The sequence below is a fragment of the Agromyces sp. Marseille-P2726 genome (assembly GCF_902809835.1).
Classification (GTDB): Bacteria; Actinomycetota; Actinomycetes; order Actinomycetales; family Microbacteriaceae; genus Agromyces.
On the sequence record NZ_CADDWM010000015.1, the window covers coordinates 678,739 to 699,890 of the forward strand.

Here is a 21,152-nt window from a genome sequence, read left to right on the forward strand (position 1 = left end):
ATGTCCCTCCTGGCGATCAGATCAGGCTAACAGTCCGCCCTCCCCGCGCCTGGCGCCTTGCGCCATCGCCACGAGCGTGGCATAGCGTCGCCGAGCAGCTCAGCCGAGGGCGGTGGAGGCGAATCCGATCGAGCGGATGCCGCGCCGTCGGCCCACGGCGATCAGCGTGCCGACGACGCCGACGAGGCCGAACAGCGCCACCACGCCCGCCGCCGTCGCAGCGGCTGCGCCGCCGGCGCCCGACACGATGAGCTGCATGCCCTGCACCGCCCAGGTGAGCGGCAGGAGCGGGCTGATCGCCTGGAAGGGGCCGCTCAGCACCTCGACGGGATAGAGGCCACCGGATGCCGCGAGCTGCAGTGCCACGAGCACGAGCGACACGAGCAGGCCGGCGCGCCCGAAGGCGACCGTGAGGAACGCGTGGATCGCCGTGAACGCGAGCGCGAGCAGCGCGGCGAACGCGAAGGGCTGCGGGATGAGCGTCCATGCCACGCCGAGCGCGCCGTGCAGGAGCAGCACCACGGCGACGGCCTGCGCGAGCGCGAGCAGGCCGGCTCGGCCGAGTGAGCGCACGACGAGGCCGCCGGTCGAGGCGGTGCTGCGCAGGGCGTCGCGGTCGAACGGCCGGAACACGAGGAACATCGCCATCGCACCGAGCCAGAGCCCGATGGGTACGAAGAGCATTCCGATCACCTCCCCGATCGATCCGATCTCGTTGTTTCGGGCGGTGGTCGAGGTGACGGGTTCGGCGACGACATCGGCGGTCGTGGCGGCATCGATGTCGGGGAGCACCGACGCCCGTTCCGCACCGGCGGTGAGCCCGTCGGCGAGTGCGTCCGCGCCGCCCGCGAGTTGCGTGGCGCCGCTCGCGGCATCCGCGGCTCCCGTCGACAGCGCATCGAGCCCGCCGGCGAGCTCGCCCACGCCCGACGCGATCCCGTACCCGCCGTCGCGAATGCCGGCCGAGCCCGCCGAGAGCTCCGCAGCGCCGCCCGCGAGCCCCGAGATGCCCGACTGCACGCCGTCGATGCCCGAGCGGGTGGCCGCCGCGAGCGTCTGCCCGCCCGTGACCAGTGCGCCGAGCTGTCCGCGCACTCCGGCGATCGCGCCCGCCGCCTCGGCGATCTGCGGGTACTGTGCAACGAGATCGGGATTCTCGGCGATGAACCCGTCGAGACGGTCGGCGATGGGGCCCACCTGCGTCTCGATGGTGGAGACGCCGGCGCTGATGCCTCCGACGTACTGGTCCCAGCCGTCCGAGAGCCCGTCGAGGCCGGCCGCGCCGGCGTCGAGCTCGGCGAGACCGCCCGCGATGCCATCCACGCCGGAGGTGTACTGGGCCACGCCGTCGGCGTACGCCGATGCGCCACTCGCGGCATCCGTCGCCCCGGACGCGGCCGACGCGACACCGCTCGACAGTTCACCGAGACCGCCGGCGAGCGAGCCGACGCCCGACGAGACCTGCGTCGCTCCGTCGGCGGCGTCGCCGAGCGAGCCGCCGAGCTTCGCGAGGTTGTCGTAGAAGCCCTCGAGGTACTGCGCGGTCAGTTCGCGGCCCAGCGAGGCGGTCATGGCGTCGCCGACGGATTGCGCCACTGATCCCGCGAGGTACCCGTGTGCGTCGTCGGTGCGGATGTCGAGGTTGGCCTTCGTCGGCGAGTCGCCCGAGATCGAGCTGACCGAGGCCGAGAAGTCCGACGGAATCGTGAGCACGGCGTAGGCCTCGCCCGCCTCGAGGAGCTTCGCCGCCTCCTCGTCGTTCGAGATGGTCCAGTCGAATCCGGCCGTGTCGGGGTCGGTGAGCTCGGTGACGAGAAGCCGGCCGGCGAGCACGGGCTGCTCGGTGCCGTCGGGCAGGGCCATCGTGACCATCTCGTCGTTGTTCACGACGACGGCCGGAATCGCCTCGACATTGTCGGTGGCGCCCGCGAAGGCGCCCGAGACGAGTCCCGCCACGGCGAGCGGCACGGCGATGACCGCGGCCACGAGTGCGCCGTAGCGCACGCGGCGCTCGGCGGGGGTGGAACCGAAGAGCCGGGAGAGCTTGGTGCTCATCGGTGGGCCTCCTTCAGGGGCGAGAGGGTTTCGAGGGTGCGGATGCCGCGCGCGGCGAGTTCGGGTGAGGCGTCGGGCTTGACGGCCGACTCGCCCAGCCCGACGATGATCGTCACGTGCCCCGGAACCAGGGCGGCCAGGGCCCGCCACAGATCGACGCTCGACGAGCCCGGATCGTCGTCGAGGTCGAGCACCACCGCGCGAGGGCGCTCGGCCAACGCACCGGCGACCGCAGCGAGAACACGGGCCTCGAGGCCGAGCGACGAGAGCGGGGTGTCGGCGGTGATGCGCGCCCCGTCTGCGCCGGTGCCTGCCGCGTCCGCCGCGCGCTCGACCCAGGTGCGCACGAGCGAGTTCGGCGGAGTGACGCGGTACCACGGCCTCGTCGCGTCGACCCGCCTGGCGATGAGTTCGCCGACGGTGCCGCCGGTCGCGGCATCCCTCGTGATCTCGGCGATCGCGACGCCGCGCATGACGGTGCCGCTCCCCGACGGCAGGGGTACGCCGAGCACCGCGACCCGCCCCGAGACGGGGGCGAGCCGACCGGCCAGCGTCGCCGCCACGACCCTGCGGTCGACGGGCTCGCCCCGGACGGCGAGCACGCCCCCGAACGGGACCTCGACGCTGAGCGGCCCGATCGGGCGCTCGGCGAGGCCGAAACGCGCCGCTTCGACGTTCACCGCAGCCGGGCTTTCGGCGGCCCACTGCTCCTGGGCCAGGTGACCGCGGAGTCCCTCGCCCTCGATGTCGACGTCGGGCAGGCGCTTCTCGAGCCACCCCGGCAGCCACCACGCGGCACGTCCGGCGAGCGCCATCGCCGCGGGCACGAGCGTCATCCGCACGAGGAACGCATCGAAGGCGACCCCGACCGCGAGCGCGAACGCGATGCCCTTGATGACCCCCGACCCCTCGGGCACGAACGCGAAGAAGACGAAGAACATGATGAGCGCGGCGGCGGTCACGACGCGGGCGGCGTGCTGGAAGCCGTGCACGATCGACTTGCGCGCCTCGCCGGTCTTGACGAACTCCTCGCGCATGCCCGACACGAGGAACACCTCGTAGTCCATGGCGAGGCCGAACAGCACCGCCAGGAGCAGGATCGGGAGGAAGCTCAGGATCGGGCCCGGCTGGATGTGCAGCAGGTCGGCGAACCAGCCCCACTGGAAGATCGCGACGGTGGCGCCGATCGCCGCGAACGCCGAGAGCAGGAAGCCCAGTGCCGCCTTCACCGGCACGAAGATCGAGCGGAACACGACGAGCAGCAGGAGGATCGAGAGGCCGACCACGATGAGCGCGAACGGCACGAGCGCGTCGTTCAGCCGGTTCGAGATGTCGATGGTCACGGCCGTATAGCCCGTCACCGCGATCGGGGTGCCGAAGTCCTCTGCGATCGACGGCCCGAGGCTCCGGATGCGTTCGACCACGTCCTTCGTCTCGGGCGAGTCGGGCGCGCTCTCGGGGATGACCTGGATGATCGCGGTGTCGACGGTCTGGTTCGGCAGGCCCTCGCCGACGAACGCGACGTCGTCGAGTTCGGCGATGCGGGCGCCGATGGCGTCGAGGTCTTCGAAGATGTCGGTCGTCTGCGTGATGTCGACCGTGACGATGAGCGGTCCGTTGTAGCCGGGGCCGAAGCCGTTCTCGATCATCTCGTAGGCCTCGCGCTGGGTCGACCCGGCGGGCTCGGACTTGCCGCTCGGCAGGTTCAGGTCGAGGCTGGCGGCCGGGATCGCGGCCGCGCCGAGCAGGCCCACCACGAGCACGACGAACACGACCGGAGCCTTGAGCACGAGGTCGACCCACCTGCGGCCCATGGTGCGCGGGCCGGCGTCGTCGTCGGCGTTGGCACGGCGGTGCGCACGGCTGCCCGGTTTCGGGGTGAGCCGCGCGCGGAGCACGCCGAGGAGCGCCGGCAGGAGCGTCACCGCCCCGACGACGGCGACCAGCACTGCGAAGGCCGCCGCGATGCCCATGACGCTGAGGAACGGGATGCCCACGACGAGCAGTCCGAGCAGGGCGATGATCACCGTGAGCCCTGCGAAGACGACCGCTCCACCCGCGGTGGCCACGGCCTCGGCGGCGCTCTCGGCGGGATCCTGCCCGCGGGCGAGCTGCGTGCGATGCCGAGACAGGATGAACAGCGCGTAGTCGATGCCGACGGCGAGTCCGATCATGACCGCGAGCATCGGCGCGGTGCTCGACACCGGCGCGAAGGCTGCGACCAGCGAGATGCCGCCGAAGGTGGCGCCCACCCCGACGAGTGCGGTGATGAGCGGCATCCCGGCCGAGAGCAGCGACCCGAACGTGATGAGCAGCACGACGCCGGCGAAGAGCACGCCGAAGACCTCGGTGATCGTGAGCCCGAACGTGGTGTCCTGGAACACCTCGCCCCCGAACGCGACCGCGAGTCCGGCGTCGCGGCCGATCTCGCCGGTGGCGGTCACCTGGTCGAGTGAGTCGGCCGTGACCTCCGTCGTGGGACCGTCGAACTGCACCTGGATGTATGCGGTGCGCCCATCGGCCGAGACCTGGTCGCCCGCGTACTCGTCGAACGGGCCGAGTACGTTCGCGACGCCCTCGGCCTTCTCGAGCTCCTGCTCCATGGCCGTGATGGCCGTGCGGGAGGAGTCGGTTTCGACGGATGCCCCGTCGGGCGCTTCGACGACCGCCTTCGCCGACGCCCCCGCCGTCTGCGGGAACACCGCCGCGAGCTGGTCGATCGCGGCCTGGGACTCGGTGCCGGGGATGGCGTAGGACTCCTGGAGCTGGCCACCGAGACCGATCCCGGCGCCGAGGAGCGCGCCGAGCGCGAGCACCCACGCGGCGATGACGTACCAGGCTCGCCGGAACGCGAACCGCCCGATGCGGTGGAGGAAGAGTGCCATCTCGGGCCTAACGGGTCGTGCGGCCGTCGGCCGGGAGGAGCAGTTCGGAGAGCACCGCGATCAGGGCGGCGCGGATGTCAGCGGCGTCGACGACGGTGCGATGCTCCTCGTCGAGGAAGGTGGCGTCGGCGACGAGGGTGTACACGGCGCCGCCGAGCGCGATCCCGAAGCGAAGTCGCTCCCCGAGCGGGGCATCGGCTTCGCACATGGAATCGGCGAGCGCGCGGATGGCCACGATGGCCCGCTCGATGACCGGGATGCCGCGCAGGGACTGCCCCTGGTTCACGAAGGTGTGCACGGCGAGCCGGTGACCGAGGAGGAAGTCGACGAAGCGCTCGATGAACACGGTGCGCCCTGCGACCGAGCGACCTCCCGCGACGAAGTCGGCGACCAGCGACTCCATGGCGTCGATCGCCGGCTCGATCGCGGCCTCGAGCAGCGCCTCCTTCGACGCGTAGTGGTACAAGACGCTCGATTTCGAGTAGCCGGCGTGGTCGGCGATCTGCTGCAGGGAGCTCGCGGCGAAGCCGACGGTGGCGAACTGTTCGAGGGCGACCTGCCGCAACTCCTCGCTGGCGTGCACGCGCGTGTGCATCGGGGCATCGGTGGGCATGCCTACGACGGTATTCGACCGATCGGTCAGGTCCTGCACGATCGGTCAGATTCACGGACGACTTCCAGCCCGGTCGCGCCTCCGCCGTGACATCCTGCACCTCGACCCGCCCGCGCAACCCCTCTGCGGGCGGTCGCCGATCCGATAGCGTGGCGGCATGCGCAAGTACCTCTTCAGCGGAGCCGTGCTCAGTTCTCTCTTCGGAGCGGTGGGGGTCATCCGGGCCACCGCAGCCGGCCCGCGCGACTGGCGCCTGCTGCTCATGTGGGTGGCGTGGGCGGCGAGTCTCGCGATCGCGATCGGCACGGTCGCCGATGAGTCGAAGCGAGCAGAACTGATCGAATAGGCGGTTCTCACCGCCGTCGGCCTTGCGCATCGATCGGCCGGCGCAAGCTGGCGCGCGCGGCGTGTCACGCCCGATCGAGAGCTCGAGGCCCGAAACTGAATTGAGACCGTCCGTGCGTCCCGAACCGCACGGCCCGCACACCACGAGAGGGGCACCCGATGTTCCGCCGCTGGCGCAGAGCAAGGCTCGCAGCGCAAGCCTCTGCCCACGCCGCCCCGTCGCCGCGCCCCACCGCGGCAGATCTGCGTGGCGAACACCTCTTCGACCTGCTCAACGCGAAGCTCTCGGAGTTCATCGGACCCACTGGCACCTGGTCGCTCGTGCGCCGCACGCCCGACGACACCGACCAGATCTTCCACGCGATGCTGACCCACCAGATCGCGGCCGACCTCACCCGCAGTGTGCTCGACGAGCGTGACGCGGTCGCGGTCGTCGTACCCGCCGAGAACGAGCCGCTCGCCCTGAGTTGGGAGCCCGCGCCGCTCGTCGTCTGGGCCGAGCCGGTGGTCGTCGACGAGGCCCAGTCGGATGCCGCGGCGGTTCCGTCGATCGCATCGCCGTCGGAGCTTGAGGCCCGCGCCGCCTGACGTCCGGCGCTGCGGTCTCTGCGGGTTGAGGAGGCCGCCCAGCAGCCGTCTCGAAACCGACCCGCCGCGGCCCCCGTCGTCCAAATTCGAGGCGCGTTTCTTGTACGCCCCCCCCGAGCGGCCGCCCCCCCGACTTTCGTAGCGTGAATTCCGGCAGCCACCCGGCTCCGACCGCCACGACCAGGGGGAACGATGTCCGTCGCCCAGACTCCGGCCGCGCGCACGAGAGCGCGCAGCTCCGCCCGCGACCTCGCGCAGATCGCCGTCTTCGCGGCACTCATCGCGGCGCTCACGCTGCCCGGTGCCATCCCGATCGGCATCGGCGTGCCGATCACCCTGCAGACGCTCGGCGTCATGCTGGCCGGGGCGATCCTCGGGGCGCGCAAGGGCGCGCTCGCGGTCACCGTCTACGTGGCGCTCGGGCTCGCAGGGCTGCCGATCCTCTCGAGCGGCGCGGGCGGCCTCGGTGTGCTCGTCGGCCCCACCGGCGGATACCTGCTCGGGTTCATCCTCGGCGCCTTCGTCATCGGGTGGCTCGCCGAGCGCCTCACCCCGCGGCTGAGGTTCTGGACGCTGCTCGTGGCGACCTCGGTCGGCGGCATCCTCGCGGTCTACCTCGTGGGCATCCCGTGGCTCGCCGCGGTGACCGGCATGCCCGTGGGGGCGGCGATCGCGGCCGGCAGCCTGCCCTTCCTCATCGGCGACGCGATCAAGGCCATCGTCGCCGCGCTCGTGGCCGCAGGGGTGCACCGCTCCTGGCCGGGCCTCATCGCCGAGAAGTCCTGGCCCTGGCGTCGGGAGCGTGCCGCCTCGCCGGCCGACCGCCCAGCTTCCCTGTCGACCGAGGCGACGACGACCGAATCCTGATGAGCGAGATCGTCTTCGAGCACGTCACGCATCGCTACGACGGCGATGACGTGCTCAGCGACGTTTCGCTGCGCCTGACCGAGCGCCGCATCGGCGTGATCGGGGCGAACGGCTCGGGCAAGTCGACCCTGGCACGGCTCGTGAACGGGCTGGTCACGCCGACCTCGGGTCGCGTCCTCGTCGACGGACTCGACGTCGCTCGCCGTGGGCGAGAAGTGCGGCGTCGCGTGGGGTTCGTGTTCACGAACCCCGACAACCAGATCGTGATGCCCACGGTGCGCGAGGACGTTGCGTTCTCCCTCCGCCGGCTCAGCCTCGATGCAGCGGATGCCGCAGCCCGCGTCGAGCGCGCGCTCGACCGCTTCGGACTCACCGAGCTCGCCGACCGGCCCGCGCATCGACTCTCGGGCGGGCAGAAGCAGTTGCTCGCGCTGGCGGCCGTGCTCGTCGCGGAGCCCGCGGTGATCGTCGCCGACGAGCCGACCACGCTGCTCGACGCCCGCAACACGCAGCTCGTCGAACGGCATATCGCCGAGCTCGACGAGCAGCTGCTGCTCGTCACGCATCGGCTCGAGGCGGTCGAGTCGTTCGACCGCGTGCTCGTCGTCGAGAGTGGCCGGATCGTCGCCGACAGCAGGCCCGACTCGGCGCTCGGCGTGTACCGGAGCCTCGTCGGATGATCGGGTCGGAGCGGTGATCGGGGCGTACCGGCCGGGCTCGTCGGTGCTGCACCGGCTCGGTGCCGGTGCGAAGCTCGTCGGGCTCGCGCCATCCGTCATCGTGGTGGCCCTGCTGCCCGAGTGGTGGATGCTGCTCATCGCTCTCGGGGTCGCGCTGCTCGGCTTCGCGGTGGCGGCGATTCCTCCGCGAGCCGTCGTGGTCCAGCTCGTGCCGGTGCTGTGGATCCTGCTCATCGCGGCACCGCTGAACGCGCTGTTCTCGGGGTGGGAGTCGGCGCTCGTCATGTCACTTCGAATCACCGTGTGCGTCGCGCTCGCGGCACTCGTGACGCTCACGACGAGGGTGTCGGCGATCCTCGACGCCGTGCGCGCGGGCCTCCGGCCGTTCGGACGCCGGGTCGATTCCGAGCGCGTCGGCATCGTGCTCGCCATGACGATCCGTGCCGTGCCGCTCATGGCCGAGATCGTGCGCGCCGTGCTCGACGCCCGGCGAGCGCGCGGCGCCGAAGGGTCGCTTCGGGCGGTGGCCGTGCCCGTCGTGGTGCGGTCGTTGCAGACGGCCGACGCGATGGGCGAGGCGCTCGTCGCCCGCGGCTTCGACGACTGACGGGCGTTGGGGCGTGGGCAGGCCCGAGGCGAGCGACCGTCAGAATGGGACGGTGAACACCTCGCCGGTCACCGCGCTCGAGCTCGGCGTCGAGCCCGTCGCGTCCGCCGACGACGCGGAGCTCGTCGCCGCGATCGCCGACTTGGTCAACCTGGTGTACGACGATGCGGAAGCGGGCCTCTGGTTCGCCGGTGCGCGCCGCACGGGCCCGCAGGAGATCGCCGAGCTGATCCGCCGCCGGGAACTCGTGACGGCGCGGTCGGGAGGCCGAGTGGTCGGTACCGTGCGTGTGCAGCAGCTCGACGATCGGCTCGCCGAGTTCGGGATGCTCACCGCCGATCCACAGCTCCGAGGCGTCGGGATCGGCCGCGAACTCGTCGCCTTCGCGGAGCGCCGGGCCCGCGAACTGGGGTGCACCGAGATGCAACTCGAACTCCTCGTGCCGAACACGTGGAGCCATCCGTCGAAGGTGTTCCTCCGCGACTGGTACGCACGCATCGGCTACCGACACGTGCGGACGACCCGACTCGACGAGCTCTACCCCGAATTGGCCCCGCTGCTGGCGACCGCCTGCGATCTCGTGATCTCGCGGAAGGATCTCGAGGAGTTCGATCGCTGATCGTCGGCAGTCCGTGGAAGGATCGCCCTGTGGCCGACCGACTGATGCTCCTCGACACCGCCTCGCTGTACTGGAGCCACCAACTACCCGCCGGATCGCCCGGCTCGGTGTGGCGTTGCCGACTACGTCCGACCCACGGTGCACGGTGAACCATGGGCGCTGAGACACCAAGACTTCTGAGTGGTTTGTCTGCCGAGCAGTGGGGACGGCCGCTCAAGTTTCTATCCACGTCACTCGTGGTAATCGCGAGTGCGTTCGGTGCCGGATACTTCCTTTCGGGCGCCACCGCTGAGAGCATCCCCGCGTGGCTCTTCTTGCTCTTCGTTGTCATGGGTGTCAACTTCGCCGCCGTCATCGTTGTAAGCCTGTCGGGGATGATCAAGGCGGTCCGCGAGTCGCGAGCCGGGTATTCAACTACTGCCGGACTGTATCCGGAGCTTCCTCAACTCGACTCAAGAACGGGCGAATTGCTGAAAACACCGGAGGAGCGCGCGAAGCACTTGGCGAATGGGAGATAGGCCCCGTGAGCGACGGTCGAGCCGAAGCCCATACGCTCGCCACCATCGGGCCAGATGGACCAGATGGACCAGATGGACCAGATGGACCAGCGTGCCACCACTCCGCAAGTTCGTTAAGACAGCCATCCCTATGCGAGCCGTAGGCTGACCATCATGTCTACCGCCCGTCGCGAGAAGTTGCTATTACTCGATACCGCCTCGCTCTACTTCCGTGCGTTCTACGGTGTGCCCGATTCGCTGAAGCGCGCCGACGGCACACCCGTGAATGCGGTTCGTGGGCTGCTCGACATGATCGCGCGTCTGGTCACCGACTTCGAGCCCACGCATCTGGTGGCGTGTTGGGACGATGACTGGCGGCCGCAGTGGCGTGTCGACCTCATCCCGAGCTACAAGGCGCACCGCGTCGCCGAGGTGGTCCCCGGCCCTGCTCCCGATGTCGAGGTCGTGCCCGACCCGCTCGAGGTGCAGGTCCCCCTCATCCGTGAGATCCTCGCCCTCCTCGACGTCGCGGTCGTCGGCGCCGCCGAGCACGAGGCCGACGACGTGATCGGCAGCCTCGCGACCCAGGCGCAGATGCCGGTCGATGTCGTCACCGGCGACCGCGACCTCTTCCAGCTCGTCGATGACTCCCGCGACGTGCGGGTCATCTACACCGCGCGCGGCATGAGCAAGCTCGAGGTGCTCACCGACGTTTCGGTCGTCGGCAAGTACGGCGTGCTGCCATCGCAGTACGCCGACTTCGCCGTGCTGCGCGGCGACACCTCCGACGGCCTTCCGGGGGTTGCCGGCATCGGCGAGAAGACGGCGGCCAGCCTGCTGCAGCAGTTCGGCGACCTCGATTCGCTCATCGCCGCTGCCGACGACCCCGCTGCGCCGCTCTCGGCGACGATGCGGGCGAAGATCCGTACTGCCGCCGAGTACCTCGCCGTCGCGCCCACCGTGGTGGAGGTGGTGCGCGACCTCGACCTGGGCGACGTCGATGGTGAGATCAGGCCGCTCGACGCGGCATCCGTCGCCGAAGTGCAGCGCCTCGCAGCCGAGTGGAACCTCGGCGGATCGGCGCAGCGGGTGCTCCAGGCGCTGGGCAACGAGGCCGGCGGATGACCCGATACGTCGTCGATTGCAGCGCCGTGCTGCGGCTGGCCGCCGAGGGCTTCGAAGATCCCGGCGAGCACGAATTGCTCGCGCCGACGCTCATCCGATCCCAGGTGCTCAGCACGCTGCACGAGATGGTCCATCGCGGCGAGCTGCCGGCCGAGATCGCCACAGACCGCCTTGCCCGCGTGGCGCGCATCCCGATGCGGCTCCTCGGCGACTCAGTGCAGCGACGGACGGCGTGGAAGCTGGCCGACGAGCATGAATGGGCGTCGACCTACGACGCTGAGTACCTTGCGCTCACCAAGCTGCAGGGCGACGCGCTGATCACCCTCGATGACGAGCTCACCCGCAAGGCGAGGGGTGTGGTCGCCGTCGCCTCTCTCGATGAGCTGCTCGCCGCGGGGCGGCCATCCACCGGCCGCTGACCGCACGAAAAGCCCCGAACCCCACTGCGCGAGAGGACGCTACTTCGCACCCGTGAGGGCCAGAAGGCTACGCAGACCGACGTTCGTTCCCGGCCAGTGTCGTTCAATTGCTGCCATGCCCGCGTGCCTCACTGCGAATCGCAGAACGATCGCCACGATGATCGCGTCGTCGGCGTACCCGAGCACCGGTATGAAGTCAGGGATCAAGTCGACCGGTATCACGAGATACGCGAGGAGGACGAACAGCCAGATGCGAGGGGCTGGCGGCACGGACGGGTCAGATGCAAGGCGCTTTACTAGCCGGACGACGTCAGGCATGAGCCGAAGGATGTCACGCCATTCGATCTTCTCCCCGAGGTCTCGCTGTTGCATCCATAGCAGCAGGACGAGAGTGACCCAGAGGAGAAGCACCCCACCGACAACACTCAGCACTACGACGAGCCAATCCTGCACGGCCACCCTCCTTCCCCGAGGAATGATAAGCGCGTCAGTGTGCTGAAGACTGAGCCCCTGCCCAGCGCTCCAAGACAGCATTGGCGATCTTCGAGCTCGTCGACGACCGCCTCTCACGCCTTCACCTCCGGGTGGACAGGCGACGAGGATCTCGACGAGCCCGGGGCCCGGCGCTTCGCGCTCCAGCGCCGAGGAGGAGCGCCAACTATGCACGACGCGTGGAGATGCAACCCATCTGGGAGACCACTCGTACTGGGTGCACCCCCAGGGACTTGAACCCTGAACCCACTGATTAAGAGTCAGTTGCTCTGCCGATTGAGCTAGAGGTGCGCGATTCGCGGTGTCTTCGACAACCTGAACCGAGGGACCACGTTAGCAGGAGAACGACTGCCAGCGCGAATCGATTCCCAATCGAGTCGGACATGGGTGATGCGTCCGCCGCCACGACCGGTTGCGCGGTGGAGGACGCGTGCATGAGGTCGTCGGCCCGCAAATGGTCGTGGCGCGATCATCGTCGCCCTCGAGCCCGGCTGACCGTGCGGCGATAGCCTGAATCGGTGACTTCCGCGTACGACGAAGACCTCAGCCTCGCCATCGAACTCGCCGATCTCGCGGATGCCGCGTCGCTCGCGCGCTTCCGTGCCGTCGACCTCGAGGTGCACACGAAGCCCGACCGCACACCCGTGACCGAGGCCGACCTGACGGTCGAGCGGGCGATCCGCGATCGTCTGGCGCAGTCGCGACCGGACGACGGCATCCTCGGTGAGGAATTCGGCACCGCCGGCGACAGCACGCGCCAGTGGATCATCGACCCGATCGACGGCACCTCCAACTTCCTCCGCGGCGTCCCCGTGTGGGGCACCCTCATCGCGCTCGCGGTCGATGGCATCCCGGTGGTGGGCGTCGCATCATCGCCGGCAATGGGTCGTCGGTGGTGGGCGGCCGCCGGCGGTGGGGCATGGACGGATGACGCGAGCGGTGAACCCCGGCGTATCTCGGTCTCGCAGGTCGCCGACCTCGCGGATGCCTCGCTGAGCTTCCAGAGCCTCGCGCAATGGCGGGGCGCGGGATACCTGGATCGCCTGCTGCAACTGTCCGAGCGTGTGTGGCGCGACCGCGCGTACGGCGACCTCTGGTCGTACATGCTGCTCGCTGAGGGCCTCATCGACATCACCGCCGAGTTCGACGTGAAGCCGTACGACCTGGCAGCACTCATCCCGATCGTCGAGGAGGCCGGCGGCCGGTTCACCTCGGTCGACGGGGAGCCGGGCCCCTGGCACGGCAGCTCGCTGGCCACGAACGGTCGCCTGCACGACGCTGTGCTCGCCGCCCTCGACGGGGAGCGCTGAGGTGGAGGTCTGCATCTTCACCGAGCCGCAGCAGGGTGCGAGCTACGACGACCAGCTCGCCCAGGCCAACGCCACCGAACGTCTCGGATTCGACGGATGGTTCCGATCCGACCACTTCCTGCGCATGGGCGCCGGCGATCCATTTCCGGGACCGACGGATGCCTGGACCACCCTCGCGGGGCTCGCACGCGAGACATCGCGCATCCGGATCGGCACGCTGGTCTCGTCGGTCACGTTCCGCCACCCCTCGCTGCTCGCGATCCAGGTCGCGCAGGTCGACGCGATGTCGGAGGGCCGTGTCGAGCTCGGCCTCGGCACGGGGTGGTTCGCCGAGGAGCACGCCGCCTACGGCATCCCGTTCCCTGCGAAGCGGTTCGGGATCCTCGAGGAACAGCTCGAGGTCATCACCGGGCTCTGGTCGACCCCGATCGGGGAGCACTTCGACTACCACGGCGAGCACTACTCGCTCGACGGCGCCCCAGCCCTCCCCAAACCGTTGCATCCCGAGGTGCCGATCATCGTCGGCGGCGCCGGCCCGAAGCGCACGCCCGAGATCGCGGCGCGCTTCGCGTCCGAGTTCAACATCGGCTTCCGCTCCGAGGACACGGTTGCGCGCACCTTCGACGGCGTCCGGCGAGCCTGCGACGCAATGGACCGTGACCCCTCCGACCTGCGTCGTTCGGTCGCACTGACGACGGTCGTGGCATCCGACGACGCCACCTATCTGCGTCGCCTCGAGGCGATCGGGGCCGACCCCGACACGTTCGCCGAAGTGAGCATCGCGGGAACACCGGATTCCGCGATCGAGAAGATCCTCCGCCTGCGTGAGCTCGGCGCAGACCGGGTCTACCTGCAGCTCATCGACCTTCGCGACCTCGAACACCTCGAGCTCATCGCGGCCGAGGTGCTTCCCCACATCCGCTGACCCTGGGCACTGGCCGGAGCAACTTCGGCGATGGGGCGCAGTCCCCATCGCACGGCGTGTCGCGCAGCCGATAGGCTGACGCCGCCGCATGCCGCTCCGGCATCCGCAGCATCCCGACACCCCCTCTCGGAAGGTTCCGCATGCCCGCACTCCGCTCCCACGCCCGCCTGCTCGTCGCTGCTGCCGCACTGGCCGCAGCACTGCCCCTCACCGGATGCAGCGCGCTGGGCAGCCTGCTGTCCGCTCCCGAGCCGCAGCGCGACGAGGTCACCCAGGAGGTCGTCGAGGAAGGACAGGCCGACGTGTTCGCGCTGCGCGTCGGCGACTGCCTGACCATGGTGGAGGGAACGGAGGTGGACGCCGTTCCGGTGGTGCCATGCGGCGAACCGCACAGCGACGAGATCTTCCACGACTTCCAGCTCGACGAGGGCGAGTTTCCTGGCGACGAGGCGGTCGCGACAGCCGCGCAAGACGGGTGCCTCGCCGAGTTCGACGCGTTCGTGGGCCTGGCCTACGAGTCGTCAGCCCTCGACATCGGATGGTACGTGCCCACGGCGGACTCCTGGGAGCACCTCGACGACCGCATCGTGTCGTGCACGATCTACGATCCGGCCGGCGACGTGACGGGCTCGCTCGCCGGAGCAGGGTACTGACCCTTCGCGTCGTTGGTCCCGCCGGCTATGACAGCCCGACGATGCGCCCCTCGTCGTCGACGTCGAATCGCTCGCTCGCGGGCACCCTCGGCAGTCCGGGCATCGTCATGATGGTGCCCGTGAGCGCGACGACGAATCCGGCACCCGTGCGTGGCACGAGATCACGGACTCGGATGGTGAAGCCCTCTGGCACGCCGAGCCTCGTCGCGTCATCCGAGAACGAGTACTGCGTCTTCGCCATGCAGACGGGCAGGTCGGTCCAGCCGTTCCGTTCGATCTCCGCCATCCTGCGCCATGCCGCCGGTGTGAATTCGACGTCCTCTGCGCCGTAGATCCGGCGCGTGATGGTGCGGATCTGCTGCTCGATCGTCGCCGCGTGGTCATTGAGGGGCGCGAACGACATCGACGATGTCGACCGGTCGATCACTTCGAGCACGGCCGCCGCGAGCTCGTCACCGCCGTCTCCCCCACCACCTCGGGCCCAGATGTCGGCCACCGCCGCCGGAACACCGGCGCTGCGAGCCCAGGCGAGCACGCGCTCACGCTCCTCGTCGGTGTCAGTCGGGAAGGTGTTGATCGCGACGACCGGCTCGAGTCCGAAGGCGCGCACGTTCTCGACGTGCCGTTCGAGGTTGGGCAGACCGGCCTCGACCGCGTCGGGATCGGGACGCTCGATGTCGGCGAGCGCGACACCGCCGTGCATCTTGAGTGCCCGCAGGGTCGCCACGACGACCACCGCGTCGGGCACCGTGTCGGCCACGCGGGTCGTGATGTGGAGGTACTTCTCCATTCCGAGGTCGGTACCGAACCCCGCCTCCGTGACCACGACGTCGGCGATCGAGCGAGCAGCACTGGTGGCGATCACCGAACTGCAGCCATGGGCGATGTTGCCGAAGGGGCCGCCGTGCACGAACGCCGCCGTACCCGCAACGGTCTGCACGAGGTTCGGCTTCACCGCATGCACCAACAGGGCTGTGAGCGCGCCCTCGGCGTTGAGGTCACCGGCCGTGACGGGCTGCTTGTCGTACGTGAACCCGACCGTGATGGCCGCGAGGCGGCGCTTGAGGTCGGCCAGATCGGTGGCGAGGCACAGCACGGCCATGATCTCGGATGCCGCCGTGATGTCGAACCCGGCCTCGCGCGGCACGCCCTCGGTCGGCCCACCGAGCCCGATCACGATGCTTCGGAGCGCTCGGTCATTGACGTCGAGCACACGGCGGAACGTCACGCGGCGCGGGTCGATGCCCAGCGGGTTGCCGTGGTGCAGGTGGTTGTCGATGAGCGCGACGAGCGTGTTGTTCGCGGTCGTGATCGCGTGGAAGTCTCCCGTGAAGTGCAGGTTGATGTCCTCCATGGGCAGCACCTGCGACAGACCGCCGCCTGCGCCGGTGCCCTTCATGCCCAGCATCGGCCCGATCGAGGGCTCGCGGAGCGCGACGATCGTGCGGCGTCCGGCCCGGGCGAGTGCGTCGGCGAGTCCGATCGACATCGTCGTCTTTCCCTCGCCGGCGGGCGTGGGGCTCATCCCGCTGACGAGCACGAGCCTGCCACGTCCACCCGAAGTCAACTTCGTGACGTCGACCTTCGCGATGTGCCGGCCGTACGGTTCGATCGCTTCGGGAGGGATGCCGACCTGCTCGGCGACCTGCTGAATGGGCCGCAGTTCCGCGGCACGGGCGAATGCGAGGTCGTCCAATCCCACTCCTTCTGTCGTACGCGACGGGCAACGCGTCACCGAGAGACTGCTCGCCACGCTATCGACCGCACGCGAGAACCCGCAATGTCGAAGGCCCGGCATCACGCAGCAGCTTCCGCATGATTCCGGGCCTTCGGGCCACGACGTGCGACAACGGCTCGACTGCCGGAGGCGGTGCTCCGACGGCATTGTGGAGATGGGGGGAATTGAACCCCCGTCCATCGCTGTGATTCCACGCCTTCTCCGGGCGCAGCCTGTGCAAGCGTTCTGCTCGGCCCCGACCTTTGCCACAGGCACCCAAGTCGACAGGCCCAGCCTGAAGAAAGTCCCGCACGTCGCTCAGGCGACGACGTGCAGCAAGTTCCCTAGATGACGCCAGCGACCGGGGCGGGAACGGACCCGGGCTGACGGACTATCGGGCTCGCTTAGGCAGCGAGGGCGAAGTCAGACTGCTTCTTATTGGCAGTTATTGTTTCGCAGAGATCGTTAACGAGATAACCCTGCATCCTCGGCCCGCTTCTCGTGGTTTCGCAGGCGATGTCGAAACCGATCATCCCCGTGATTCGCCGCGCTGATCGAGTCAGCCTGGCGGGCCGTTGTCGCACGCTGTGGAGTTTCCAACCCGCGCACCACCAAGGTGGGCGCGGCATCACAGACTACAACATACGACCTGCCCCCGTCATTCCCTGCACGCGGATGCCGCGTGGGCACCGACACGGATGCCGCGAGGGCACGCCGTATGCTGTGCACATGCCGACCACCATCGCCGTCACCGGCCGCGCCGAGGAGCGCATCGATCCCGAGCTCGGAGCCGTCACGCTCTCGGTCGGCGCGCAGGGCGCGACCCGCGATGAGGTGTTCACGCGCACCACGGTCGCGCACGAGCGACTCCTCAACGAGGTGCGCGGGCTGGAGGCATCCGGAGCGCTCGACACCTGGTCGGCCGGGCAGCTGCGCGTGTGGTCGTACCGGCCGTGGAACAGCGAGGGCCGGCAGCTGCCACTCGTGCATCAGGCAAGCGCCGAGGTCGAGGTGATCTTCAAGGATCTCGCACGGCTCGGTGACTGGCTCGGTGAGGCCGCGGGAGTGCCCGAGCTCTCGGTCAACGGGGTCGACTGGCGGTTGACGGATGCCACGCGGCGAACGGTGCAGGAGGCGGCGCAGCGCGGGGCCGTCGCCGACGCGCTCACGAAGGCGCGCATCTACGCATCGGCCCTCGGACTCGGGGTGCCGACGCCGATCGAGCTCGCCGACCACGGCCTGCTGAGCGTGCAGCCGCTTCCGGGGGGCGCCCCGAAGATGCTGATGATGCGCACGGCCGCAGAGGTCGGCGGCGGCGGAACCCCGACGGCCGAGTTCGCGCCCGCGCAGCTCGTGATCGAGGCATCCGTTGACGCCCGCTTCACCGCCGAGGCCGCCTGAGCCGGATCAGTCGGCGATCAGCAGGCGTTCGAGCGCCGCGAGATCGGAGAGCTCGAGCCCGGCCGCCAAGAGGTAGTCGCGGGTCGATCCGTAGGTGCGCTCGACGTCGTCGAGCACGCCCTCGATGGCCTCTGGCGGACTGCCGCCCATGAGCACGCGGAGCTCGGGGGAATCGGGTACGCCGTAGCGGCCCACGAGCTCGACCATGCCCTCGAGCCACTCGCCGGCGAGATTCGCCTCGGTGCGCGCATAGTCTTCGACCACGGCGTCGCGGTGCACCCCGACCGCGCTCAGCGCGAGCGCCACGACGACGCCCGTTCGGTCTTTCCCCGCGGTGCAGTGCACGACGACGGACTGGTCGCGGGCGCCGGCGATCTCGCGCAGCGCGCCCACGACGACCGACGTGTGCTGCGTGACGATGCGGTGGTAGAGCGCATCGAGCGAGATGCCGCGGGCACCCTGCGACGCACCGCCCCCCTCGAACACCGGAAGGCGCAGCACCTCGACATCGAGTCCGTCGAGGTCGTCGGGCATGAGGGACGCCTCGTTGTCGTCGCGAAGGTCGATGACCCGGCCGACGCCCAGCCGGCGCAGCTCGGCACGCCCCGCCTCGCCGAGCCGGTGCAATCCGTCGGAGCGGAAGAGCACGCCCTCGCGCACCCGCCCCGTGAGCGCCGGAAGACCGCCGACGTCGCGGAAGTTGTACGTGCCCGGAACCGGGATGCGGGTCGAGGTCTTCATCGCGACGAGCCTACCGGCGTCCGCCGACCGCCCGGCTGGGAGGCTACCGAGTCTTGGTGTCCTCAGGCCGGCGCCGGCTCGCGCTCGGCGATCCGTTCCTCGAGCCATCTCGCGACGCCGGCCGCGCCCTCCGAAGCCCGGATCTCGCGGCCGATGCGCTGCGCTGCTTGGCGGTACGACGGGTCGGCGAGGATGCGATCGACGGCGACGGCGATTCGCCGCTCCTCGGGAATCCGCCTGCCCAAGTCGATCCCCACCCCCGACCACGCCACCCTCGCAGCGGTTTCGACCTGATCGCCGAAGCCGGATCCGACCACGATCGGCACGCCGTAGCCGAGTGCCTCATTGACCGTTCCGAACCCGCCGTTGGTCACGAGCACCGCTGTGCGTTCGAAGAGGCGGTCGTAGGGCAGGTACTCGGCGGCGAACGCGTTCGGCGGGAGCGCCGGAAGCTCGTCGAGCGGTCGCCCGGCGGTCGCGACGACCACCTGCACGGGACGGTCGGCGAGCGCCCGCAAGGTCGGGGCGACCAGGCGCTCGAAGTCGTCGTTGAAGCTGGTGCCCTGGGTCACATGGACCACCGGGCGCTCGTCGAGCCGATCCCACCAGTCGGGCAACGGCGCGAGCGACGGCAGCGAGGGTGCCGGCGGTCCGAAGAACCGCAGGCTCGCCGGCGCGTCGGGCCTCGGATACTCGAAGCTCGTGACCGAGAACTGGGCGAGAAGGTCGGCGTCGGCGATCGCGTCCATGAACAGCCGCCCGTCGAGACCGGGCGCTCCGATCGAGGCGAGGAGCTTCTCGGCAGATCGGTGTATGGGTCGAAGTGCGACGTGCTTCGTGAAGGCGGTGAGCAACCGATACCGGCCTCGACGGGCGGCGGTTGTGGCCGGCGGCAGCCCCGGGCCGAACGGCGCGGTGTCGGGGCCGCTGAGCATGAGGGGGAACACCGAGCAGGAGACGACGATCGGGCGACGCTCAGGCGGGTCGCTCAGCAGCACTCGGGTGCCGATGAAGGCGAGTTCGTTCACGACGGCGTCGGCCGGCTCTTCGGCGAGCAGCCCGCGAAGCAGCCGCACCTGCGCCGGCACCGCACCGAAGAACACGTGGCGTGTGTGATTGAGGCTGGCCCGGCCGTTCTCGGGCGGGGTGAGCACGGTGTCGTACTCGGGGGTGAGCGGCACGAACTCAACGCCGATCTTGCGGACGTCGTCGGCGAACGGGATGCCGGTCACGAATCGAACGCGCCATCCTCGATCTCGGAGGGCCGAGGCGACGGCGAGCATCGGCCGTACGTGGCCGTATGCCGGAACACTGCAGACGATGGCCGATGGCATGATGACCCCCGATGAATATTTGATCTGTATAGAGTAGTATTCACCTGTATAGCGCACCAGTCAATAGAGAAGTGAGCATTCTTCGTGACCTCTCGCCCCTACGACTCCACCCTCCGCCGCCGACAAGCCGCCGCGACGAGACAGCGGGTCATCGAGGCCGCGCTGGAGCTCTTCTCGCGCGACGGCTACGGCGCCACTTCGGTCGCCCGTATCGCGGAGGTCGCGGGCGTCTCCACTGAGACCGTTCGCACGATCGGCCCGAAGCGCCTGCTGCTCGAGGAGGCGACCGTGCTGGCCACCTTCGGCACGACCGAGCATCTCGACCTGGGCGACATCACGACCAGTTCCGAAGCGATGGGCGTCGACGTGCACGACGCCGAGAGCTGGCTCACGGGCATGAGCTCGATCATCGCGCGCCTGAACGCGCAGGCGGCCGGCATCTTCCGTGCCTTCGCCTCCGCGGCGGCAGACGATCCCGAGATCGCGGAAAGCTGGGCCGCCCAGCAGCGAACCGTGCGCAGCGCCTGGGTCGAGTTCATCGCCTGGCTCGACCGTCAGGGGTGGATCACCTCATCGGCCGACCGAGACGACCTCGCGACGACCGTCTGGCTGCTCACGCTCGCCGACACCTATTCCCGGATCGTGGTCACCGGTGTCGATGACGACCGCTACCGACGCTGGCTCGAGGCGTCCTTGCGCGACCTGCTCTTCCCGAGCTGAATGCGCTCACTCGCCGAGGTGCCGGCGGCTCGCGATCGCGCGATCGGCCTCGCGCTTGTCCTGCCGCTCGCGCAGCGCCTGGCGCTTGTCGTACTCGCGCTTGCCCTTTGCGACCGCGATCTCGACCTTGGCGCGACCGTCGACGAAGTAGATCTGCAGGGGGACGATGGTGTAGCCGCCCTCCTTGGTCTTGTGGCTGATCTTCACGATCTCCTGCTTGTGCAGCAGCAGCTTGCGCTTGCGCCTCGGAGCGTGGTTGTTCCACGTTCCCTCGGTGTACTCGGGGATGTGCACGGCATCGAGCCACATCTCGCCGCCGTCGACGAACGCGTACCCGTCGACGAGCGACGCACGCCCCTCACGCAGCGACTTCACCTCGGTGCCCGTCAGCACGAGGCCCGCCTCATAGGTGTCCTCGATGAGGTAGTCGTGCCGCGCCTTGCGGTTGGTCGCGACGACCTTCTGACCGCGTTCCTTGGGCACGGCTCGCTCCTTGCGTTCTCGTGGCGATGACGGATGCCCCGGGGCATCCGGAGCAGCCGTTCAGTCTAGCTCACAG

22 protein-coding genes, 1 tRNA gene and 1 other RNA gene are annotated in these 21,152 nt (G+C 69.6%); 14 read left to right on the top strand and 10 right to left on the bottom strand.

The features are described 5' to 3' along the window. Nucleotides 1–99: 99 nt before the first annotated feature. Genes HUS56_RS15805 through HUS56_RS15815 form a run of 3 tightly spaced genes read right to left on the bottom strand, consistent with a single transcriptional unit; the run spans nt 100 to nt 5,553 of the window. Nucleotides 100–2,055, bottom strand: a complete 1,956-nt coding sequence (locus HUS56_RS15805) for a YhgE/Pip family protein (RefSeq protein WP_173924351.1) — start codon at nt 2,053–2,055, stop codon at nt 100–102. Next, entirely contained in the window at nt 2,052–4,940 is a 2,889-nt protein-coding gene (locus tag HUS56_RS15810; RefSeq protein WP_173924352.1) for an MMPL family transporter, read from the bottom strand. Before HUS56_RS15810 ends, HUS56_RS15805 begins: the two co-directional genes overlap by 4 nt. Nucleotides 4,941–4,947: 7 nt before the next feature. Then, nucleotides 4,948–5,553, bottom strand: a complete 606-nt coding sequence (locus tag HUS56_RS15815) for a TetR/AcrR family transcriptional regulator (protein ID WP_254431489.1) — start codon at nt 5,551–5,553, stop codon at nt 4,948–4,950. Between the two features lie 157 nt (nt 5,554–5,710). On the opposite strand from HUS56_RS15815, the gene HUS56_RS15820 reads away from it, so the two are divergent. From HUS56_RS15820 to HUS56_RS15855, 9 genes are all read left to right on the top strand, one after another. Then, nucleotides 5,711–5,899, top strand: a complete 189-nt coding sequence (locus HUS56_RS15820) for a hypothetical protein (RefSeq protein ID WP_173924353.1) — start codon at nt 5,711–5,713, stop codon at nt 5,897–5,899. Nucleotides 5,900–6,057: 158 nt separating this feature from the next. After that, entirely contained in the window at nt 6,058–6,486 is a 429-nt protein-coding gene (locus HUS56_RS15825) for a hypothetical protein (RefSeq protein ID WP_173924354.1), read from the top strand. A 192-nt stretch (nt 6,487–6,678) separates the two neighbouring features. Next, nucleotides 6,679–7,353 carry a biotin transporter BioY gene (locus tag HUS56_RS15830; RefSeq protein WP_173924355.1) on the top strand — a complete coding sequence of 225 codons (675 nt, stop codon included), beginning with the start codon at nt 6,679–6,681 and terminating at the stop codon, nt 7,351–7,353. Further along, on the top strand, nt 7,353–8,033 hold the full coding sequence (locus tag HUS56_RS15835; protein WP_173924356.1) for an energy-coupling factor ABC transporter ATP-binding protein: 681 nt from the start codon (nt 7,353–7,355) through the stop codon (nt 8,031–8,033). The genes HUS56_RS15830 and HUS56_RS15835 overlap by 1 nt, the downstream gene beginning before the upstream one ends. Before the next feature lie 13 nt (nt 8,034–8,046). Beyond that, nucleotides 8,047–8,640, top strand: a complete 594-nt coding sequence (locus HUS56_RS15840; protein WP_173924357.1) for an energy-coupling factor transporter transmembrane protein EcfT — start codon at nt 8,047–8,049, stop codon at nt 8,638–8,640. Nucleotides 8,641–8,692: 52 nt separating this feature from the next. After that, the gene (locus tag HUS56_RS15845) at nt 8,693–9,259 is read left to right on the top strand and encodes a GNAT family N-acetyltransferase (RefSeq protein ID WP_173924358.1); all 567 of its coding nucleotides are present in this window, start codon (nt 8,693–8,695) and stop codon (nt 9,257–9,259) included. A gap of 185 nt (nt 9,260–9,444) precedes the next feature. After that, nucleotides 9,445–9,777: a hypothetical protein gene (locus HUS56_RS17190; protein WP_217424035.1), complete on the top strand. Its 333-nt coding sequence runs from the start codon at nt 9,445–9,447 to the stop codon at nt 9,775–9,777. 153 nt (nt 9,778–9,930) lie between these two features. Next, complete coding sequence (locus HUS56_RS15850) at nt 9,931–10,881, top strand: 5'-3' exonuclease (protein ID WP_173924359.1); 951 nt, start codon at nt 9,931–9,933, stop codon at nt 10,879–10,881. Beyond that, complete coding sequence (locus tag HUS56_RS15855) at nt 10,878–11,300, top strand: type II toxin-antitoxin system VapC family toxin (RefSeq protein ID WP_173924360.1); 423 nt, start codon at nt 10,878–10,880, stop codon at nt 11,298–11,300. Before HUS56_RS15850 ends, HUS56_RS15855 begins: the two co-directional genes overlap by 4 nt. 39 nt (nt 11,301–11,339) lie before the next feature. Here HUS56_RS15855 and HUS56_RS15860 read toward each other — a convergent pair whose 3' ends face one another. Further along, complete coding sequence (locus HUS56_RS15860; protein ID WP_173924361.1) at nt 11,340–11,753, bottom strand: YkvA family protein; 414 nt, start codon at nt 11,751–11,753, stop codon at nt 11,340–11,342. A 257-nt stretch (nt 11,754–12,010) separates the two neighbouring features. Beyond that, nucleotides 12,011–12,083 (bottom strand) — tRNA-Lys (locus tag HUS56_RS15865). A 227-nt stretch (nt 12,084–12,310) separates the two neighbouring features. Between HUS56_RS15865 and hisN the strand changes: the two genes are divergently transcribed. From hisN to HUS56_RS15880, 3 genes are all read left to right on the top strand, one after another. Next, complete coding sequence (gene hisN / locus HUS56_RS15870; protein WP_173924362.1) at nt 12,311–13,102, top strand: histidinol-phosphatase; 792 nt, start codon at nt 12,311–12,313, stop codon at nt 13,100–13,102. Nucleotide 13,103: 1 nt separating this feature from the next. Next, on the top strand, nt 13,104–14,027 hold the full coding sequence (locus tag HUS56_RS15875; protein ID WP_173924363.1) for an LLM class F420-dependent oxidoreductase: 924 nt from the start codon (nt 13,104–13,106) through the stop codon (nt 14,025–14,027). Nucleotides 14,028–14,167: 140 nt separating this feature from the next. Further along, nucleotides 14,168–14,680, top strand: coding sequence for a septum formation family protein (locus tag HUS56_RS15880; protein WP_173924364.1), 513 nt, complete (start codon nt 14,168–14,170; stop codon nt 14,678–14,680). 25 nt (nt 14,681–14,705) lie between these two features. On the opposite strand, the gene HUS56_RS15885 is transcribed toward HUS56_RS15880, so the two are convergent. Then, nucleotides 14,706–16,376 carry a formate--tetrahydrofolate ligase gene (locus tag HUS56_RS15885; protein WP_371808318.1) on the bottom strand — a complete coding sequence of 557 codons (1,671 nt, stop codon included), beginning with the start codon at nt 16,374–16,376 and terminating at the stop codon, nt 14,706–14,708. Between the two features lie 188 nt (nt 16,377–16,564). Further along, nucleotides 16,565–16,934, bottom strand: a transfer-messenger RNA (tmRNA) gene (gene ssrA, locus HUS56_RS15890). Nucleotides 16,935–17,126: 192 nt separating this feature from the next. Here ssrA and HUS56_RS15895 point away from each other — a divergent pair. Further along, nucleotides 17,127–17,798, top strand: a complete 672-nt coding sequence (locus tag HUS56_RS15895; protein ID WP_173924366.1) for an SIMPL domain-containing protein — start codon at nt 17,127–17,129, stop codon at nt 17,796–17,798. A gap of 6 nt (nt 17,799–17,804) precedes the next feature. Here the strand turns inward: HUS56_RS15895 and HUS56_RS15900 are convergent, their stop codons facing one another. Together HUS56_RS15900 and HUS56_RS15905 are read right to left on the bottom strand one after the other, a co-directional pair. Next, on the bottom strand, nt 17,805–18,539 hold the full coding sequence (locus HUS56_RS15900; RefSeq protein WP_173924367.1) for a tyrosine-protein phosphatase: 735 nt from the start codon (nt 18,537–18,539) through the stop codon (nt 17,805–17,807). A gap of 62 nt (nt 18,540–18,601) precedes the next feature. Continuing rightward, nucleotides 18,602–19,873 (bottom strand): glycosyltransferase, encoded by a 1,272-nt coding sequence (locus tag HUS56_RS15905; protein ID WP_173924368.1) that lies wholly within the window; start codon nt 19,871–19,873, stop codon nt 18,602–18,604. Between the two features lie 84 nt (nt 19,874–19,957). Between HUS56_RS15905 and HUS56_RS15910 the strand changes: the two genes are divergently transcribed. Then, the gene (locus HUS56_RS15910; RefSeq protein ID WP_173924369.1) at nt 19,958–20,593 is read left to right on the top strand and encodes a TetR/AcrR family transcriptional regulator; all 636 of its coding nucleotides are present in this window, start codon (nt 19,958–19,960) and stop codon (nt 20,591–20,593) included. A 6-nt stretch (nt 20,594–20,599) separates the two neighbouring features. Here the strand turns inward: HUS56_RS15910 and smpB are convergent, their stop codons facing one another. Beyond that, complete coding sequence (gene smpB, locus HUS56_RS15915; protein WP_173924370.1) at nt 20,600–21,076, bottom strand: SsrA-binding protein SmpB; 477 nt, start codon at nt 21,074–21,076, stop codon at nt 20,600–20,602. Nucleotides 21,077–21,152 lie beyond the last annotated feature (76 nt).

Coding starts and splice junctions, on each gene's coding strand:
- HUS56_RS15850 (WP_173924359.1), top strand. CDS start 9,931: ATGTCTACCGCCCGTCGCGAGAAGTTGCTATTACTCGATACCGCCTCG.
- HUS56_RS15905 (WP_173924368.1), bottom strand. CDS start 19,873: ATGCCATCGGCCATCGTCTGCAGTGTTCCGGCATACGGCCACGTACGG.
- HUS56_RS15900 (WP_173924367.1), bottom strand. CDS start 18,539: ATGAAGACCTCGACCCGCATCCCGGTTCCGGGCACGTACAACTTCCGC.
- HUS56_RS15880 (WP_173924364.1), top strand. CDS start 14,168: ATGCCCGCACTCCGCTCCCACGCCCGCCTGCTCGTCGCTGCTGCCGCA.
- HUS56_RS15830 (WP_173924355.1), top strand. CDS start 6,679: ATGTCCGTCGCCCAGACTCCGGCCGCGCGCACGAGAGCGCGCAGCTCC.
- HUS56_RS15895 (WP_173924366.1), top strand. CDS start 17,127: ATGCCGACCACCATCGCCGTCACCGGCCGCGCCGAGGAGCGCATCGAT.
- HUS56_RS15810 (WP_173924352.1), bottom strand. CDS start 4,940: ATGGCACTCTTCCTCCACCGCATCGGGCGGTTCGCGTTCCGGCGAGCC.
- HUS56_RS15805 (WP_173924351.1), bottom strand. CDS start 2,055: ATGAGCACCAAGCTCTCCCGGCTCTTCGGTTCCACCCCCGCCGAGCGC.
- HUS56_RS15825 (WP_173924354.1), top strand. CDS start 6,058: ATGTTCCGCCGCTGGCGCAGAGCAAGGCTCGCAGCGCAAGCCTCTGCC.
- HUS56_RS15820 (WP_173924353.1), top strand. CDS start 5,711: ATGCGCAAGTACCTCTTCAGCGGAGCCGTGCTCAGTTCTCTCTTCGGA.
- HUS56_RS15815 (WP_254431489.1), bottom strand. CDS start 5,553: ATGCCCACCGATGCCCCGATGCACACGCGCGTGCACGCCAGCGAGGAG.
- HUS56_RS15855 (WP_173924360.1), top strand. CDS start 10,878: ATGACCCGATACGTCGTCGATTGCAGCGCCGTGCTGCGGCTGGCCGCC.
- HUS56_RS15835 (WP_173924356.1), top strand. CDS start 7,353: ATGAGCGAGATCGTCTTCGAGCACGTCACGCATCGCTACGACGGCGAT.